Origin of the sequence: Glutamicibacter sp. AOP12-B1-11 (assembly GCF_052379245.1) — a bacterium.
Classification (GTDB): Bacteria; Actinomycetota; Actinomycetes; order Actinomycetales; family Micrococcaceae; genus Glutamicibacter.
The window spans coordinates 94,120-109,883 of the sequence record NZ_JBQSYL010000004.1 but is presented as its reverse complement, the minus strand read 5'-3'; the positions used below and the strand labels follow the sequence as shown (position 1 = coordinate 109,883).

Annotated in this window: 14 protein-coding genes; 2 read left to right on the top strand and 12 right to left on the bottom strand. The window is 61.3% G+C overall.

Annotated features, from left to right (window positions below):
- Positions 1-41 precede the first annotated feature (41 nt).
- Positions 42-1,409 carry a TrkH family potassium uptake protein gene (locus ACT3UQ_RS03590; RefSeq protein ID WP_444636499.1) on the top strand — a complete coding sequence of 456 codons (1,368 nt, stop codon included), beginning with the start codon at positions 42-44 and terminating at the stop codon, positions 1,407-1,409.
- The gene (locus ACT3UQ_RS03585) at positions 1,402-2,097 is read left to right on the top strand and encodes a potassium channel family protein (protein ID WP_444636498.1); all 696 of its coding nucleotides are present in this window, start codon (positions 1,402-1,404) and stop codon (positions 2,095-2,097) included. Before ACT3UQ_RS03590 ends, ACT3UQ_RS03585 begins: the two co-directional genes overlap by 8 nt.
- Before the next feature lie 72 nt (positions 2,098-2,169).
- On the opposite strand, the gene secG is transcribed toward ACT3UQ_RS03585, so the two are convergent.
- From secG to uvrA, 12 genes are all read right to left on the bottom strand, one after another.
- Positions 2,170-2,421 carry a preprotein translocase subunit SecG gene (gene secG / locus ACT3UQ_RS03580; protein WP_096285146.1) on the bottom strand — a complete coding sequence of 84 codons (252 nt, stop codon included), beginning with the start codon at positions 2,419-2,421 and terminating at the stop codon, positions 2,170-2,172.
- Positions 2,422-2,443: 22 nt separating this feature from the next.
- Positions 2,444-3,259: a triose-phosphate isomerase gene (tpiA, locus tag ACT3UQ_RS03575; protein WP_105552307.1), complete on the bottom strand. Its 816-nt coding sequence runs from the start codon at positions 3,257-3,259 to the stop codon at positions 2,444-2,446.
- A 4-nt stretch (positions 3,260-3,263) separates the two neighbouring features.
- Positions 3,264-4,490 (bottom strand): phosphoglycerate kinase, encoded by a 1,227-nt coding sequence (locus ACT3UQ_RS03570; RefSeq protein WP_444636497.1) that lies wholly within the window; start codon positions 4,488-4,490, stop codon positions 3,264-3,266.
- Between the two features lie 16 nt (positions 4,491-4,506).
- On the bottom strand, positions 4,507-5,514 hold the full coding sequence (gap, locus tag ACT3UQ_RS03565; protein ID WP_096285152.1) for a type I glyceraldehyde-3-phosphate dehydrogenase: 1,008 nt from the start codon (positions 5,512-5,514) through the stop codon (positions 4,507-4,509).
- Positions 5,515-5,713: 199 nt separating this feature from the next.
- Positions 5,714-6,343 (bottom strand): superoxide dismutase, encoded by a 630-nt coding sequence (locus tag ACT3UQ_RS03560; protein WP_105552309.1) that lies wholly within the window; start codon positions 6,341-6,343, stop codon positions 5,714-5,716.
- 63 nt (positions 6,344-6,406) lie between these two features.
- Complete coding sequence (gene whiA / locus ACT3UQ_RS03555; protein WP_105552310.1) at positions 6,407-7,387, bottom strand: DNA-binding protein WhiA; 981 nt, start codon at positions 7,385-7,387, stop codon at positions 6,407-6,409.
- A gap of 27 nt (positions 7,388-7,414) precedes the next feature.
- Positions 7,415-8,440, bottom strand: a complete 1,026-nt coding sequence (locus ACT3UQ_RS03550) for a gluconeogenesis factor YvcK family protein (RefSeq protein WP_105552311.1) — start codon at positions 8,438-8,440, stop codon at positions 7,415-7,417.
- 6 nt (positions 8,441-8,446) lie between these two features.
- Positions 8,447-9,340: an RNase adapter RapZ gene (gene rapZ / locus ACT3UQ_RS03545; protein WP_096285160.1), complete on the bottom strand. Its 894-nt coding sequence runs from the start codon at positions 9,338-9,340 to the stop codon at positions 8,447-8,449.
- 9 nt (positions 9,341-9,349) lie between these two features.
- Positions 9,350-11,287, bottom strand: coding sequence for an excinuclease ABC subunit UvrC (gene uvrC / locus ACT3UQ_RS03540; protein WP_105568933.1), 1,938 nt, complete (start codon positions 11,285-11,287; stop codon positions 9,350-9,352).
- A 2-nt stretch (positions 11,288-11,289) separates the two neighbouring features.
- Positions 11,290-11,961 carry a lysophospholipid acyltransferase family protein gene (locus ACT3UQ_RS03535; RefSeq protein WP_105552313.1) on the bottom strand — a complete coding sequence of 224 codons (672 nt, stop codon included), beginning with the start codon at positions 11,959-11,961 and terminating at the stop codon, positions 11,290-11,292.
- Positions 11,961-12,659: an HAD hydrolase-like protein gene (locus ACT3UQ_RS03530; protein WP_258133478.1), complete on the bottom strand. Its 699-nt coding sequence runs from the start codon at positions 12,657-12,659 to the stop codon at positions 11,961-11,963. The genes ACT3UQ_RS03535 and ACT3UQ_RS03530 overlap by 1 nt, the downstream gene beginning before the upstream one ends.
- A gap of 97 nt (positions 12,660-12,756) precedes the next feature.
- The gene (gene uvrA, locus ACT3UQ_RS03525) at positions 12,757-15,627 is read right to left on the bottom strand and encodes an excinuclease ABC subunit UvrA (protein ID WP_444636496.1); all 2,871 of its coding nucleotides are present in this window, start codon (positions 15,625-15,627) and stop codon (positions 12,757-12,759) included.
- Between the last annotated feature and the right edge of the window lie 137 nt (positions 15,628-15,764).

Below are 15,764 nucleotides of genomic sequence, written 5' to 3'. Positions count from 1 at the left end.
CTCGCGCTTCCGCACGGCGTCACTACGACCAATGTGAAATCATGCTCGCAAAGAAGTCCGGACTCCAAGTGAGCCCTCGCCACAATTCCCTGGCCCGGCCAGCGCAACTCGTCGCCCTGGGGTTTCTGGGCGCTATCCTGATCGGTGGCTTGCTGCTCGCCACACCGTGGGCACACACCGATGGAAGATTCACCCCACTGATCGACGCGCTCTTCACCGCCACCTCGGCGGTCTGCGTCACGGGCCTGACCGTGGTGGACACCGCAACCCACTACACGCTCTTCGGCAAGATCATCATCTTGGCGCTCATCCAGCTCGGCGGGTTGGGCATCATGCTTGTCGCCTCCCTGCTGAGCATGCTGCTCATGGGCAAGATCGGGTTGCTCACCCGGCAGTCCTCCCAGCGCGAAAGCAAGGCCCTGAGCGGACAGGACGTCCGCACAGCCACGAAAACCATTCTGCTCTTCTCCCTGTCCCTCGAAGCCATCACAGCGGTGCCACTGGCCCTGCGCTTCTGGTTGAGCTACGACTACGATGCCCCCTCGGCCCTATGGCACGCGGTGTTCCATGCGGTGTCCGCGTTCAACAACGCAGGATTCGCGCTCTATTCGGACAGCCTCATGGGTTTCGTGGACGACCCCTGGATCAGCTTGCCGGTCAGCTTCGCGATCATCCTCGGCGGACTCGGCTTCCCGGTACTCGTTCAGCTGCGCCGCTACGGACGCAACACGCTCAAATGGAGCATGAACACCCGACTCGTGCTGCTCATGACCGCCCTGCTGCTGCTCGGCGGTACGGTGTTCATCACCGCCATGGAGTGGAACAATCCGGAAACCCTTGGCACCTTGGACCCGGCGGCACGCGTGCTTGCCGGCTTTTTCCACTCGGTGCAAACTCGTACCGCCGGGTTCAACTCCATCGATATCGGTGCCATGCACCCTGCCTCGTGGCTCGGCATGGATGTACTCATGTTCATCGGCGCCGGCCCGGCCGGCACCGCCGGTGGCATCAAGGTCACCACCGCGGCGGTGCTGCTATTTATCATCCTCACCGAGCTGCGCGGCGAAACGGCCGTCAATGTGCTGGGCAAACGGCTTTCGCGGTCCATTCATCGCCAAGCGCTGACGGTCACGCTCTTGGGCACCGCCGCGGTCTTCGCGGGCACCATGGGATTGTTGCTGCTGACGCCGTATTCGCTGGATCGTTGCCTCTTCGAGGCGACCTCGGCCTTCGCCACCGTTGGCCTGTCCACCGGCATCACCCCCGACCTGCCCGATGGCGGCAAAACCATTCTGATCGCGCTCATGTACTTAGGGCGCGTCGGAGTGCTCTCGCTCGGCTCGGCCCTCGCCTTGCGCGACCGCAAGGCCCTCTACGAACTTCCAAAAGAAAGGCCCGCAATTGGGTAAGCTACTGAATTTCCGCTCAGATTCGAAGAACATTGCCGCCGCGGACTCGGTCGCGGTGATTGGCTTGGGGCGCTTTGGCGCTTCGCTCGCCATGGAATTGATGAAATCGGGCACCCATGTGCTGGGCATCGACTTGAACGAGGATAATGTCCAGGCGTTGAACGGTGAGCTGACCCAGGTGGTGCGGGCGGACGCCGCACGCCGCGAGGTGCTCGAGCAGCTTTCAATTCACGACTTTGACCGCTTAGTGGTCGCCGTAGGCAGCCATCTGCAGTCCTCCATCCTGTGCTGCTCGCTGCTGGTCAGCATGAACATTCCATTGATTTGGGCGAAGGCTCAGGATGACCGGCACGGGCTGATCCTCGAACAACTTGGGGTGCACCACATTGTCTACCCCGAAAAGGATATGGGCCGGCGCGTAGCGCATCTGGTGCGCGGCTCGATCATGGATTACGTGGAGGTCGACCCGGGCTACGCCCTGGTGAAGATGACCGCACCGGCTAGCCTGCATGGGATGCGGTTGAGCGAGATGGGGGTCCGGAAGAAGTACCGGGTCACCATCGCCGCGAAAGCCAATGCGTCCGGCGTTTGGCAGAATACCGATGCGGACACGGTGCTGGTCGAAGGGGACCGCGTGCTGGTGCTTGGATCCACCGCGGACACCGATCGCTTCGGCCAGCTGCGCTAGGCGGCAAAAGCGAATCCAGGCTTAACTAGGAAAGGGGACCCACTGTCGTGGATCCCCTTTCCTAGTTGTCTGCTATGACTCGATGCTGAAGCGCATGACCAGGGCTAGGCCGATAATGACCGCGCCCCAGACCAGACCAAGAACAATGGTGATGCGGTTCAGGTTGCGCTCGGCAACACCGGAGGAACCCATCGAGCTGGTCATGCCGCCACCGAACATGTCGGACATACCGCCGCCTCGACCCTTATGGAGAAGGATCAATAGGGTGAGCAGGACACTGGTGATACCCAGCAGTACCTGCAGAATGATCTTGATGATATCCAAGTCGACGGTTCCTTAATTAGATTCAGTCGGTGACGAGATGGTGCTCGAACCTAACAATATTAGCAAACTCTTCGGCATCCAAACTAGCACCGCCGACCAGCAGGCCATCAACATCGCGTTCACGCATGATCTGCGCGGCATTTGCGGCCTTGACGCTTCCGCCATAGAGCAGGCGCGCCTTCTGCGCAATCTCCTCGCCGAAGCGCTCGACCAATGCTCCGCGAATCGCGGCGCACAGCTCCTGCGCATCGGCCGGGCCCGCCACCTCGCCGGTTCCGATAGCCCACACCGGCTCGTAGGCGATGACCAGCGTTTCGGCCTGTTCGGCGGTGACGCCTTCCAGGGACTCGGCAAGCTGGTTCAGCGTGTAGGCAACATGCTCGTTCGCCTGGCGTACCTCAAGGCCTTCGCCGACGCAAAGCACCGGGGTCAGCTCGTGGCGGTACGCGGCGGCAAGCTTCGCGGCAATCACGGCGTTGGACTCGTTGTGGTACTCGCGGCGCTCCGAGTGGCCGACCAGCACGTAGCTGCAGCCAAGCTTATTCAGGAACTGGCCGGAGATCTCCCCGGTATAGGCTCCCGAGTCCTGTGCGGACAGGTCCTGTGCCCCGTAGACGACGTCCAGCTTGTCGCCCAGGGTCAGGGTCTGCACACCGCGGATGTCGGTGAACGGTGGGAACACCGCAACCTCGGCACGGTCGTAATCGTGCTGCGCATCCTTCAGCGTCCACGCGAGCTTCTGCACCAGGGTGATGCCCTGGACGTGGTCCATGTTCATCTTCCAGTTGCCCGCGATCAGCGGCTGGCGCACGTAGGCGCCGTTATTCGACATCGTCATAAATTTAGCCTTCCAAAGCGGCAACACCCGGCAGGGTCTTGCCTTCAAGGTATTCGAGCGACGCTCCGCCACCGGTGGAGATGTGGCCGAAGTCGTCCTCCGAGAAGCCCAGGGCACGTACCGCGGCGGCTGAGTCGCCACCGCCTACGACGCTAAACGCCTCGGAACCTGCCAATGCCTGGGCCACCGTGCGGGTGCCCTCGGCGAAGGTCGGGATCTCGAAGACGCCCATTGGGCCATTCCAGAACACGGTGTTTGCGCTCGTGATGTAGCTTGCGAACAGTTCGGCGGACTTCGGTCCGATATCGAGGCCGAGTCCGTTCGAGCCGAAGCTGGCTTCTTCGATCTTGTCGGCGGCAAGCACCTCGTGCTCGGCGTCTGCCCCGAACTTGCTGGCAACGACGACGTCCGATGGAACGATGATGTCGCAACCGAGCTTTTCGGCGCGGGCCAGGTATTCCTGGCAGACCGAGATCTGGTCTTCTTCAAGCAGCGAGCCGCCGATGGCGTATCCCTGGGCCTTGAGGAAGGTGAATGCCATGCCGCCACCGATCAGCAGCTGATCGGCCTTGCCTAGCAGGTTGTCGATGACCGCGAGCTTGTCCGAAACCTTCGACCCGCCCAGTACGACCACGTAGGGACGCTTTGGTGCTTCGGTCAGGGTCTTGAGGACCTTGACCTCGGTTGCCACCAGGTCGCCCTGGTAGCTTGGCAGCAAGGCTGCGATGTCGAATACCGAGGCATGCTTGCGGTGCACCGCACCGAAGGCATCGTTGACGTAGGCGCCGTTGTCACCGGTCAGTGCGGCCAGCGCCGTGGCGAATTCTTCACGCTCGGCGTCGGCCTTGGAGGTCTCGCGGGCGTCGAAGCGCACGTTCTCGAGGACCAGCACCGCACCCTCGGCCAACGCGGCGGCGGATTCGCGAGCCGAAGCTCCTACTACGTCCGTTGCCACGGTGACATCGAAGTCTGCAAGTTCGTTCAAGCGGCGAGCGGCAGGCTCGATGGAGTACTTCGAATCGACCTGGCCCTTAGGGCGACCCAGGTGTGCCATCACGATGACCTTGGCGCCAGCCTCGGTCAGTTTGGTGATGACCGGAAGGGACGCGCGCACGCGTCCGTCATCGGTTACGGTCGCCCCGTCGAGCGGTACGTTCAGGTCGCTTCGGACCAAAACGTACCGCCCGCGGACACCGTCAGCGAGTAATTCGTCGAGAGTGTGAGAAGACATGTCTCTAGGTTATCGACTAGAGGCTTGATCCCACGAATTCAACAAGGTCAACAAGTCGCGAGGAGTAGCCCCACTCGTTGTCGTACCAAGCCACAACCTTGACGGTGTTGCCAATCACGGAGGTCAGGCCGGAGTCGAAAATGGCGGAGTGCTTGTTCGTCACAATGTCGGAGGAAACCAGCGGATCGGTCGAGTACTCGAGGTAGTCGGCCAGCTTGCCTTCGGTGGCAGCCTTTTCGAAGGCGGCGTTGATTTCTTCAACGGTCGCGGTGCGAGCCAGGTTGACGGTCAGGTCGGTGGCCGAGCCGGTTGGTACCGGTACGCGCATTGCGTAACCGTTAAGCTTGCCCTTCAATTCCGGAAGCACCACGCCGATGGCCTTAGCGGCACCGGTGGAGGTCGGGATCAGGTTCAGCGCTGCGGCGCGGGCACGGCGCGGGTCGCTGTGCGGTGCATCCTGCAGGCGCTGGTCGGCGGTGTATGCGTGGATGGTGGTCATCAGGCCGTCGACAATGCCGAATTCATCGTTCAGAACCTTGGCCATTGGGGCCAGGCAGTTAGTGGTGCACGATGCGTTCGAGATGATGTTGTGCGTGGCTGGATCGTACTTGTCGTGGTTGGCGCCCATCACGATGGTGATGTCTTCATCGCTGGCCGGAGCCGAGATGATGACTTTCTTTGCACCGGCGGTGATGTGCTTGCCAGCGTCGGCAGCCTTGGTGAAGAATCCGGTCGATTCGATGACAACGTCGACGTTCAATTCGCCCCATGGCAGGTTTGCCGGGTCGCGCTCCGAGAGCACCTTGATGCGGCGCTCTCCGACGACGATGGTGTCGCCATCTACGGATACCGCTTCGCCGACTGGGCCCAGAACGCTATCGAACTTCACCAGGTGAGCCAGTGCATCGATGGAACCGAGGTCGTTGACTGCAACGATTTCGATGTCTGCCTTGTGCGCCAGAGTGGCACGCAGGAAGTTGCGTCCGATACGACCGAAACCATTGATTCCAACACGAGTAGTCATGTGGCTATCTCCTCTAAATGGGATGATTGCGCCACTGCCGTGCTTTTCACGGAAGTGGCCTGCTTATCTAAGAGGACACTCCGTTGTGTCGTGAGTTGCAGACCTCGTGAAACACGAGGTCTGCAACACACCTGATACATCCTACGCGAAATTCGCGGAGAATGTGAGCTGAATTACCAGAAGGTTAATTCGGCAATAATTACTTACCTGGAACCACCAGCGAAGCAGCGCCAGTGCGAGCGGCTTCGAAGCGAGCCTGGACGTCGGCCCAGTTCACGATGTTCCAGAAGGCCTTGACGTAGTCAGCCTTGACGTTGACGTAGTCCAGGTAGAAGGCGTGCTCCCACATGTCCAGCATCAGCAGCGGGATGGTTCCCACTGGGACGTTGCCCTGCTGATCGTACAGCTGCTCGATGACCAGCTGGCCACCTAGCGGCTCGTAGGCCAGAATTGCCCAGCCCGAGCCCTGCAGGCTCATGGCCGAAGCGGTGAAGTGACCGCGGAATCCGTCGAAGGAGCCGAAGAACTCGTCGATGGCCGCTGCCAACTCGCCTACTGGCTTGTCGCCACCCTCTGGTGAGAGGTTGTTCCAGAAGATCGAGTGGTTGGTGTGTCCACCCAAGTGGAACGCCAGGTCCTTCGAAAGCTTCGGGATGTTGCCGAATTCGCCCTTTTCGCGGGCTTCTGCCAGCTGCTCCAACGCCGAGTTAGCGCCTGCAACGTAGGTTGCGTGGTGCTTCGAGTGGTGCAGCTCCATGATGCGAGCCGAGATGTTCGGCTCCAGTGCAGCGTAGTCATACTGCAGTTCTGGCAGTGAATAGACAGCCATGATTCTCCTCAATCTTCTCAATTGGTTGAATCTCCGCGGAAGGTCTGCCGCGGGGACACTTTTTTACTGTTCCAGTTCATCTACTGGAACACTGGACTCGGTACCAGGTATTCCCAGATCACCAGCTTTTTTATCCGCCATGGCTAAGAGCCTGCGGATCCGGCCGGCAATCGCGTCCTTGGTCATTGGAGGTTCGGCCATGCGGCCCAATTCATCCAGCGACGCTTGCTTGTGCTCCAGGCGAAGCACCCCGGCGTAACGCAGGTGCTCAGGCACCTCGTCGCCAAGAATCTCCAGTGCGCGCTCCACGCGTGCACCGGCAGCCACAGCAGCTTGCGCGCTGCGGCGCAGGTTCGCATCGTCGAAGTTCGCCAGCCGATTTGCGGTGGCGCGGACTTCTTTGCGCATGCGGCGTTCTTCCCACACCATCAGTGCGTCGTGTGCGCCCATGCGTGTCAGGAGTTGGGCGATGGCATCGCCATCGCGAATCACCACTCGGTCCACCCCGCGTACCTCACGCGCCTTGACGGTCAGGTCCAGGCGTCGAGCCGCACCGACCAGGGCGAGTGCGGCCTCTGGGCCGGGACAGGTAATTTCAAGTGCCGAACTGCGACCCGGTTCGGTTAGTGAACCGTGGGACAAGAACGCGCCACGCCACACCGCTTCGGCGTCGGCGGTGGAACCGTTGACGATGACCGAGGGCAGACCGCGTACCGGCCGTCCACGTTGGTCGAGAAGCCCGGTTTGGCGTGCCAAAACTTCGCCGTCCTTAGCGACGCGCACGATGTATCGGCTGCCCTTACGGATGCCGGAACCGGAGACCATGACAATCTCCGCGTCGTGTCCGTAGAGCTCGCCAATGGCGACCTTGAGCCTGCGAGCGGTCGCAGCTAAGTCAACCTCAGCCTCGATTACTATTCGCCCGGAGACAATATGCAGTCCGCCGCTGAAGCGGAGCATGGTCGAAACCTCGGCTTTGCGCACCGATGGCTTGCGAATCTCAACCCGCGACAGCTCGTCTTTGACGGAAGCCGTCAATGCCATGAATCAAACTCCCTTACATAGATCCGATTAGGATCCTATTGCGGTAAACACCTCATGATAGGCCGCCGCTAAGCGCAACGGGTCGTGCTCGGCACGACCGTCAGATACACCTACTCTACTAAAGAAGACACGTGCCCCGAGTTTTTGCGCTGCCAGCTCAAATCTCTCCTTGTTACGAACCCGCGATTCATCAGCGATAATCGCGTCGAATTGAACGTTCGGGGCGTAACGTCCCAAAACCTCTAGATGCGCGGCGGCATCCATTCCAGAGGTCTCGGCAGTATCGACGGATAGATTCATGGTCAACAGTTTTTTCGCCGTGGTATCTGCGATGGCTTGACGCATATCGGGCAGCAACAAGTGCGGAAGCACCGAGGTGTACCACGACCCTGGACCCAGAATGATCCAGTCGGCCAATTCGATCGCGTCCAACGCCTCGGGGCAGGCCGGAGCTCCGTCAGGTTCCAAATACACCTTGGAGACCAGTCCCCCGCCACCCGCCGCGGCCAACTGCGCCTGGCCATCTATGCGACGCTTGATCAGGGTATCGGTGACTTCGTCCGCTTCAAGAACTTCACCATGGATCGACAGCGGAACGGTGCTCATGGGCAGCACCTGGCCACGTGCGCCCAGCAACGCGCCGGCCCAGCGCAGTCCAGCTACCGGGCTATCAAGCAATTCCCAGAGCGCGAGAATCAGCAGGTTGCCCACCGCATGGCCGTTCAGCGGCTCTTCTGGATGCTCATCCGATTGGAACCGGTGCTGCATGACATCGCGCCAGGTGCGGCCCCAGTCATTATCGTCACATAAGGCGGCCAGCGCCATGCGCAGGTCCCCCGGGGGAAGCACATCGAAGGAACCGCGCAGCCTTCCGGAACTTCCACCGTCATCGGCCACGGTCACCACGGCGGTCAGTTCCGTGGTGAGCCGGCGGAGCGCCGAAAGCGAGGCAGACAGGCCATGCCCACCACCCAACGCAACCACCGAGGGGTTGCGCATATCATCGGGCCGGGTAAGACCCTGAATCGGGATTGGTCCCGTTGCGAATGCCATCGAAGACTACTCCCGGCCTAAATCACGGTGCGTGATATTCACTCGCACATTGGGCAGCTGCGCCAGTCGGCGCCCCAATTCAATGGTCGTTGCCACGGAGCGGTGCTTGCCGCCGGTGCAGCCAACGGCAATCGTCGCGTAGTGCTTATTCTCTCGCCGATACCCCTCGAACACTGGCTCCAGTGCCTTAAGGTAGTTTTCGATAAATTCATTGGTCCCCGGCTGACGCAGGACGTAGTCCGAGACTTCCTTGTCCTTGCCGGTTTGCGGACGCAATTCCGGAACCCAGTGCGGGTTCGGAATGAAGCGCACGTCGGCCACGTAGTTGGCGTCGGTGGGCAGGCCGTATTTGAACCCGAAGCTCATGACGTTGATCCGCAAAATGATCGGACCCGATTCGGCAAATAGCTCATTCGCCGAACGCGCCAGGTCATGCACCGACATGGATGAGGAGTCCAGAATGAGTTCAGCGGCTTCACGCAACGGTCCAGTCACGTCCCGCTCTCGCTTGATGCCGTCGACGATCCGCCCGTCGCCCTGCAACGGGTGCGGACGGCGACCCTGTTCGAAGCGCCGGACCAGGACCTCATCGCTGGCGTCCAAGTAGACCAGGCGGTACTTCACCCCGCCGCTGGTGAGCAGCGCCAGAGATTCACGAATCTCTGGAAAGAGATCTTTGGAGCGCACATCCATGACCACTGCCAATCGTGGAATGGTTCCTTGGGAACGGCTCATCAGCTCGGTGAGCATACCCAGCATGGATGGCGGCAGGTTCTCCACCACATACCAGCCAAGGTCTTCGAGTGCGTGGGCCACCGTGGTTCGACCGGCGCCTGACATGCCGGTGACGATCACGAGTTCGGATTCCGGAGGTTTTACAGCTTCATACTCGGTGGTCATACCTCAAGGCTAGTCGAGAATTTCACCGGTAGTCATGTTCACACCCGCACGTGAAGTATCTTCCAAGGATTCTTTGATGGAAGTCGCAAGCTTTTCCCCGACTCCAGAGACCTCCATGAGCTGCTCCAAGGACGCGGCCCGGATCTTTTTCATCGATCCAAAGTGCTTACGGAGCGCTTCCTGTTTCGATTTGCCTAAGCCCGGAACGGCATCCAAATCCGAGGAAATCATCGACTTCGAACGCTTGGCGCGGTGGAAGGTAATGGCAAAGCGGTGTGCCTCATCGCGCAGGCGCTGCACCAGGTACAACGCCGCCGAAGCACGCGGCAAGATCACCGGGAATGGGTCCTCCGGCAGCCAAAGCTCTTCGAGCCGCTTCGCCAAGCCAACGACGGGAATATCATCAATCCCCAAGTCATCGAGGGCTTTTTGAGCCGCGGCCACCTGCGGCGGGCCACCGTCGACGATCACCAAGGACGGCGGGTAAGCAAATTTCTTCACTTCGCTGGTTCCGGGCTCAACCTCGCCGGTGCTGAAAGTGTCCGGGTCGATTTTTTCCTTCAGGTACCGGCTAAAGCGTCGGTGGATCACGTCGTACATGCTCGCGGTGTCATCACGCGCGGCATCACCGGTAATCGAGAATTTTCGGTATTCGCTCTTCTTGGGCAGCCCGTCCTCGAAAACCACCATCGAGGCGACAACGTTGGTCCCCTGCGTATGCGACGCGTCGTAACATTCGATGCGCAACAGGGCGGTTTCGGCACCGAGCGCTTCTTGCAGTTCCTGCATCGCGGCCGAACGGGTCGAAATATCACCGGCACGTTTGGACTTGTGCAGGCGCAGCGCCTGCTCGGCGTTCTCCACCACGGTTGAGGCCAGCGCCGCCTTGTCACCACGCTGCGCAACGCGCAGGGAAACCTTCGAGCCACGCAGTTCGGTCAGCCAGGTGGTGACATCTTCAATGTCATCGGGCAAGGTGGGCACCAGAACTTCACGCGGGATCCGGTCGGCATGATCGGCATAAACCTGGGTGAGCAGCTGCTCGACGAATTCAGCGTCCGTCAGGTCGGCGACCTTTTCGACCACCCATCCGCGTTGCGAGCGGATACGGCCGTCGCGCACGTGGAAGACCTGCACCGCGGCTTCAAGCTCATCGGCATGAATGCCGAAGATATCCGCTTCGGTGCTCTCGGCAAGCACCACCGCATTGCGCTCGAAAACCCTGTTCAGGGCGGCGATGTCGTCACGGTAGCGGGCTGCTTGTTCGTATTCAAGATTGGCGACGGCAGCCTGCATCTGCGCGGTCAGCTCGCGGGTGAACTTCCCTGCTTCGCCACCCATGAAGGTACACAGGTCATCGGCCAGGGCTCGGTGGTCTTCTGGAGAGATCCGACCGACGCAAGGCGCGGAGCATTTATCGATATACCCCAGCAAGCACGGGCGGCCCGAGGCTTCGGCACGCTTGAAGACCCCTGGCGCACAGGTGCGTACCGGGAAGACGCGCAAAAGCGTATCGAGAGTTTCGCGGATCGCCTTGGCCGGATAAAACGGGCCGAAATACTTCACGCCCTTGCGCTTGTCCCCGCGCATGACCAGGGCGCGCGGGAATTGTTCGTCCATCGTGATGGCCAGGTACGGATAGGTCTTATCGTCGCGGAAGACAATATTGAATCTCGGGGTGTATTCCTTGATCCAGGTGTACTCGAGCTGAAGCGCCTCCAGCTCGGATCCGACGGTTGTCCATTCGACGCTGGCCGCGGTGAACACCATCGTGCGGGTTTTAGCGGTCAGGCGTTCCGGGTTGATGAAATATGAGGCCAAACGATTGCGCAGGACACGGGCCTTGCCCACATAGATGACCCGGCCGTGCTCGTCGCGGAAGCGGTAGACACCCGGTTTAGTGGGGATATCCGATGATTTCGGACGGTAGCTGGCTGGATCTGCCATGGCTACTTCGCGTCCGGTGGCAACTGGTTGTACGAGTCCACACGTTCCTGACCGCTCAGCTCGGCGATCGCGTCAACGATCCGGTCCGTCGCGCGGCGGCGTTCGGGCAGCGGATGCTTGCGGCCCAGCTGGTCAAAGTACAGCGGCTCCCCGTAGTGAATGGAGAACTTCGTCGGGCGAATGCCCTTGGTGTCGGCCGGCTGCAGCTTCTCGGTGCCGATCAGTCCCACCGGGATCACCGGGACACCCGTGGTCAGGGCCAGCCAGCCCACTCCGGTCCGGCCACGGTAGAGCTTGCCGTCGCGTGACCGGGTGCCCTCCGGGTAGATTCCGATGCCGCTTCCGTTTTCGATGATCTCCACCAGCGAGTCCAGGGCCGCCACGGAGGCCGCCTGCTCACCGCGCTGCACCGGGATGGACCCTACGGATTCGAAAAAGGTCTTCATGGCTTTGCCTTTGAGGCCGGGGGTGGTGAAGTATTCGGCCTTGGCGAAGAACGCGACATCGCGTGGGGTCAACGCCTGCACGATAATCGAGTCGAGGAACGACAAGTGGTTGGAGGCGACGATGAAGCCGCCTTCCTTGGGAACGTTGTGGACCCCGGTAATCTCCGGACGGCACAGGGTGTGCAGCATGCCGCGGATCGAGGAGCGGGTCATGGTGTAGAGGCTCATTAGTTCAGGCCCTCCTGCATCGGCTGTCCGTTGAGCGCCGCAGCACGTTCTTCACCCAGCAATAGGACGGCGAGCTCAGGCACGCTATCGGCCAGGTGGTCTGCCGCGTCCAACTCGTTGGGAAGCGCAAAACCCCAGCTGACACCAATCGATGCCACCGAGTTTTCACGCGCCGCATCCAGGTCGTAGTAGCGATCGCCGACGACCACGGTGCGTGCCGGATCCAGCTCGCCCGCCTGGAGCGCGGCCCGGACGATATGCGTCTTGCTCGAACCCAAGGATCCGTGCTCCGAGGCGTTGCCGAAGATGGCGTCCAGCGCGGAATCCAGCCCCTGCTTGGCGATCAGGTCCCGTGCAATGGGCTCCGGCTTGGCCGTCGTCACTGCCACGTAGATTCCGGCCGCGCGGAGCGCAGCCAACAGTTCGCGCAGTCCCGGGTAAACCCGCGAGGCGGCCATGCCCACCGCCGCGTACCTGGCACGGTATGCGGCGATGATCTGATCGATATTCTCGTCGGTGACACCGTCCAGGGTGCGCAGACCGATTTGCAGCGGTGGACCCACCAACGCCTCGACGGCTTCCTCTCCGGGATCGGTGACATCATGCGCCACGAGGGCATGACGAATTCCGGAAGTAATGGAACCTGCGGGGTCCACGAGAGTCCCGTCCAGATCAAAGAGCACGCTTGTTACCGACATATTCACTTAGACATCATCCCATGAAGCGGACTCACGTTAGGAATCCATAACTGAAAACGCATATTCAGCGGGTCCGCCTCGCTCGGGATTTGAGGTTCTAGAGAATTTCGGCCAGGTACTTTCCGGTGTGCGATTCGTCGACCTTCGCCACGGATTCCGGGCTTCCGGTGGCCAAAATCGTTCCGCCGCCCGAGCCGCCTTCCGGCCCCAGATCGATCACCCAGTCGGCCGACTTGATGACGTCCAAGTTGTGCTCGATGGTCAACACGGTGTTTCCCTTGTCCACCAGTCCTTGCAGAACCAGCAGCAGCTTGCGGATGTCTTCGAAGTGCAGACCGGTGGTCGGTTCGTCGAGCACGTAGATGGAGCGGCCGTTTGAACGCTTCTGCAATTCCGCGGCGAGCTTCACACGCTGCGCCTCGCCGCCGGAAAGCGTGGTGGCCGGCTGCCCCAGGCGCACATAGCCCAGTCCCACATCGACCAGGGTCCTCAGGTGGCGGGCGATCGGGGTGAACGCGGCGAAGAACTCGGCGCCCTCGGAGATCGGCATATTCAGCACGTCCGAGATGTTCTTGCCCTTGTAGAGCACCTGCAGGGTTTCGCGGTTGTAGCGCGCGCCCTGGCAGACCTCGCACGGCACATATACGTCCGGCAGGAAGTTCATTTCGATCTTCAGCGTGCCGTCACCCGAGCAGGACTCGCAGCGCCCGCCCTTGACGTTGAATGAGAAGCGGCCCGGCTGGTAGCCGCGCAGCTTCGCCTCATTGGTCTCCGCAAAGAGCTTGCGGATATTGTCGAAAACTCCGGTGTAGGTGGCCGGGTTCGACCGCGGGGTCCGCCCGATCGGCGACTGGTCCACGTGCACGACCTTGTCCAGGTGCTCGAGGCCCAGCACCCGGGTGTGGCGGCCGGGAACCTGCTTGGCGCCGTTGAGCTTATTGGCCAGCACCTTGTACAGGATGTCGTTGACCAGCGTCGACTTGCCCGAACCTGAGACACCGGTAATGGCGGTCAGCACGCCCAGCGGGAACTCCACGGTGACGTCCCGCAGGTTGTTTTCCTTCGCGCCCACCAGCTTGAGCATGCGCTTCTTGTCGGCCTTGCGGCGCTTTTTCGGCAGCTCGATCTGCTTGCGCCCGGAGAGGTAGTCTCCGGTCAGCGAGCGGGTGTTCTCCTTCAGCCCCTCCAGCGAGCCGGAATGGACCACCTCACCGCCGTGCTCCCCTGCGCCCGGACCGATGTCCACAATCCAATCCGCCTCGGCGATGGTGTCCTCATCGTGTTCGACGACGATCAGCGTATTGCCCAGCGAACGCAGATGCAGCAGGGTTTCGATCAGCCGGCGGTTGTCGCGCTGATGCAGGCCGATGGAGGGCTCGTCCAGCACGTAGAGCACTCCGACCAGCCCGGAGCCGATCTGCGTGGCCAGGCGGATGCGCTGCGCCTCGCCACCGGACAGGGTGCCCGCGGCGCGTTCCAGGGTCAGGTATTCCAGGCCCACGTCCAGCAGGAACTTCATGCGCGCGCCAATTTCCTTCAGCACCTGGGTGGCGATCTGCGCCTCGCGGTCGCTGAGCTCCAAGGTGGTGAGGAATTCGGCCGCCGCGCGCAGATCCATGGCCGCCACCGCGGCGATCGACTTGCCGCCGATCAGCACCGACAGCGAGGCCGGGTTCAGGCGTGCGCCGCCGCAGGTAGGGCACGGAATCTGGCGCATGTACTGCTCGTAGCGATCGCGTGCGTGATCCGATTCGGTTTCCTCATGCTTGCGGTGCACATAGGAGATGACGCCTTCGAACCCGGTGGAGTACTTGCGCTCCCGGCCGAAACGGTTCTTGTACTGCACGACGACCTTGTGGTCTTTGCCGTTCAGGATCGCCTGGCGCGCCGGTGCCGGCAGGTCCTTCCAGGCGGTGTCCATGCTGAAGCCCAGCTCCTTGCCGAGCCCCTCGATCAACCGGTTCCAGTATTCGGTGGTCGCCTTGCCCAAGGACCACGGCGCGATGGCCCCGTCGGCCAGTTTGACCTCGGCATCCGGGACGATCAGGTGCTCATCGACTTCGAGCTTGGTGCCGATGCCGCTGCAGGCCGAACAGGCGCCGAAGGGGTTATTGAAGGAGAAGGTCCGGGGTTCGATCTCATCGATGGCCAGCGGGTGCTCGTTCGGGCAGGCGAGGTTCTCGGAGAACGCGCGGACGCGCTTCGGGTCGTCCTCTTCCAGATCCACGAAGTCCACCAGCACGCGGCCCTCGGCCAGGTTCAGTGCGGTTTCCACCGAGTCGGTCAGCCGCTGGTGCACCGTGTCGTTAATGGCGAGGCGGTCAACGACCACCTCGATGGTGTGCTTGACCTGCTTGGCCAGCTTGGGCGGCTCGGTCAGCTGAATGGTCTTGCCGTCGACCCGGGCACGGGAGAATCCCTTGGAGGAGAGTTCGGCGAACAGGTCAACGAACTCGCCCTTGCGGGCGCGCACCACCGGGGCCAGCACCTGGAAGCGGGTCTTCTCCGGCATCTCCAGCAGCTGGTCGACGATCTGCTGCGGCGACTGCTTCGAAATGGGTTCCCCGCATTCGGGGCAGTGCGGGCGTCCTACGCGGGCCCAGAGCAGGCGCATGTAGTCATACACCTCGGTGATGGTGCCCACGGTGGACCGCGGGTTGCGGCTCGTGGACTTCTGGTCGATCGACACGGCCGGGGAAAGCCCTTCGATGAAGTCCACATCCGGCTTGTCGACCTGGCCCAGGAACATGCGCGCATAGGCGGACAGGGATTCGACATAGCGGCGCTGCCCCTCGGCGAAAATCGTGTCGAAGGCCAGCGATGACTTGCCGGAGCCGGACAAGCCGGTAAAGACGATCATCGCGTCGCGCGGAAGATCCACGTCTACGTTCTTCAGGTTGTGCTCGCGCGCACCCTTGACGATCAGACGGGACAAATCCAGTTTTTTGCTTTCTGCAGTAATAGCCACGAAGTAATACTAATCGAAAACTACTTCGAATAAACGTGGTGCTTGGCACAAATGCGCGTTACTTTCGCGCAGGGCGATATCCCGGGCATTTCCTTGCCTGAAGATTTGCTGGTCGGCGGCCGTTTGGGGCCTCAAAC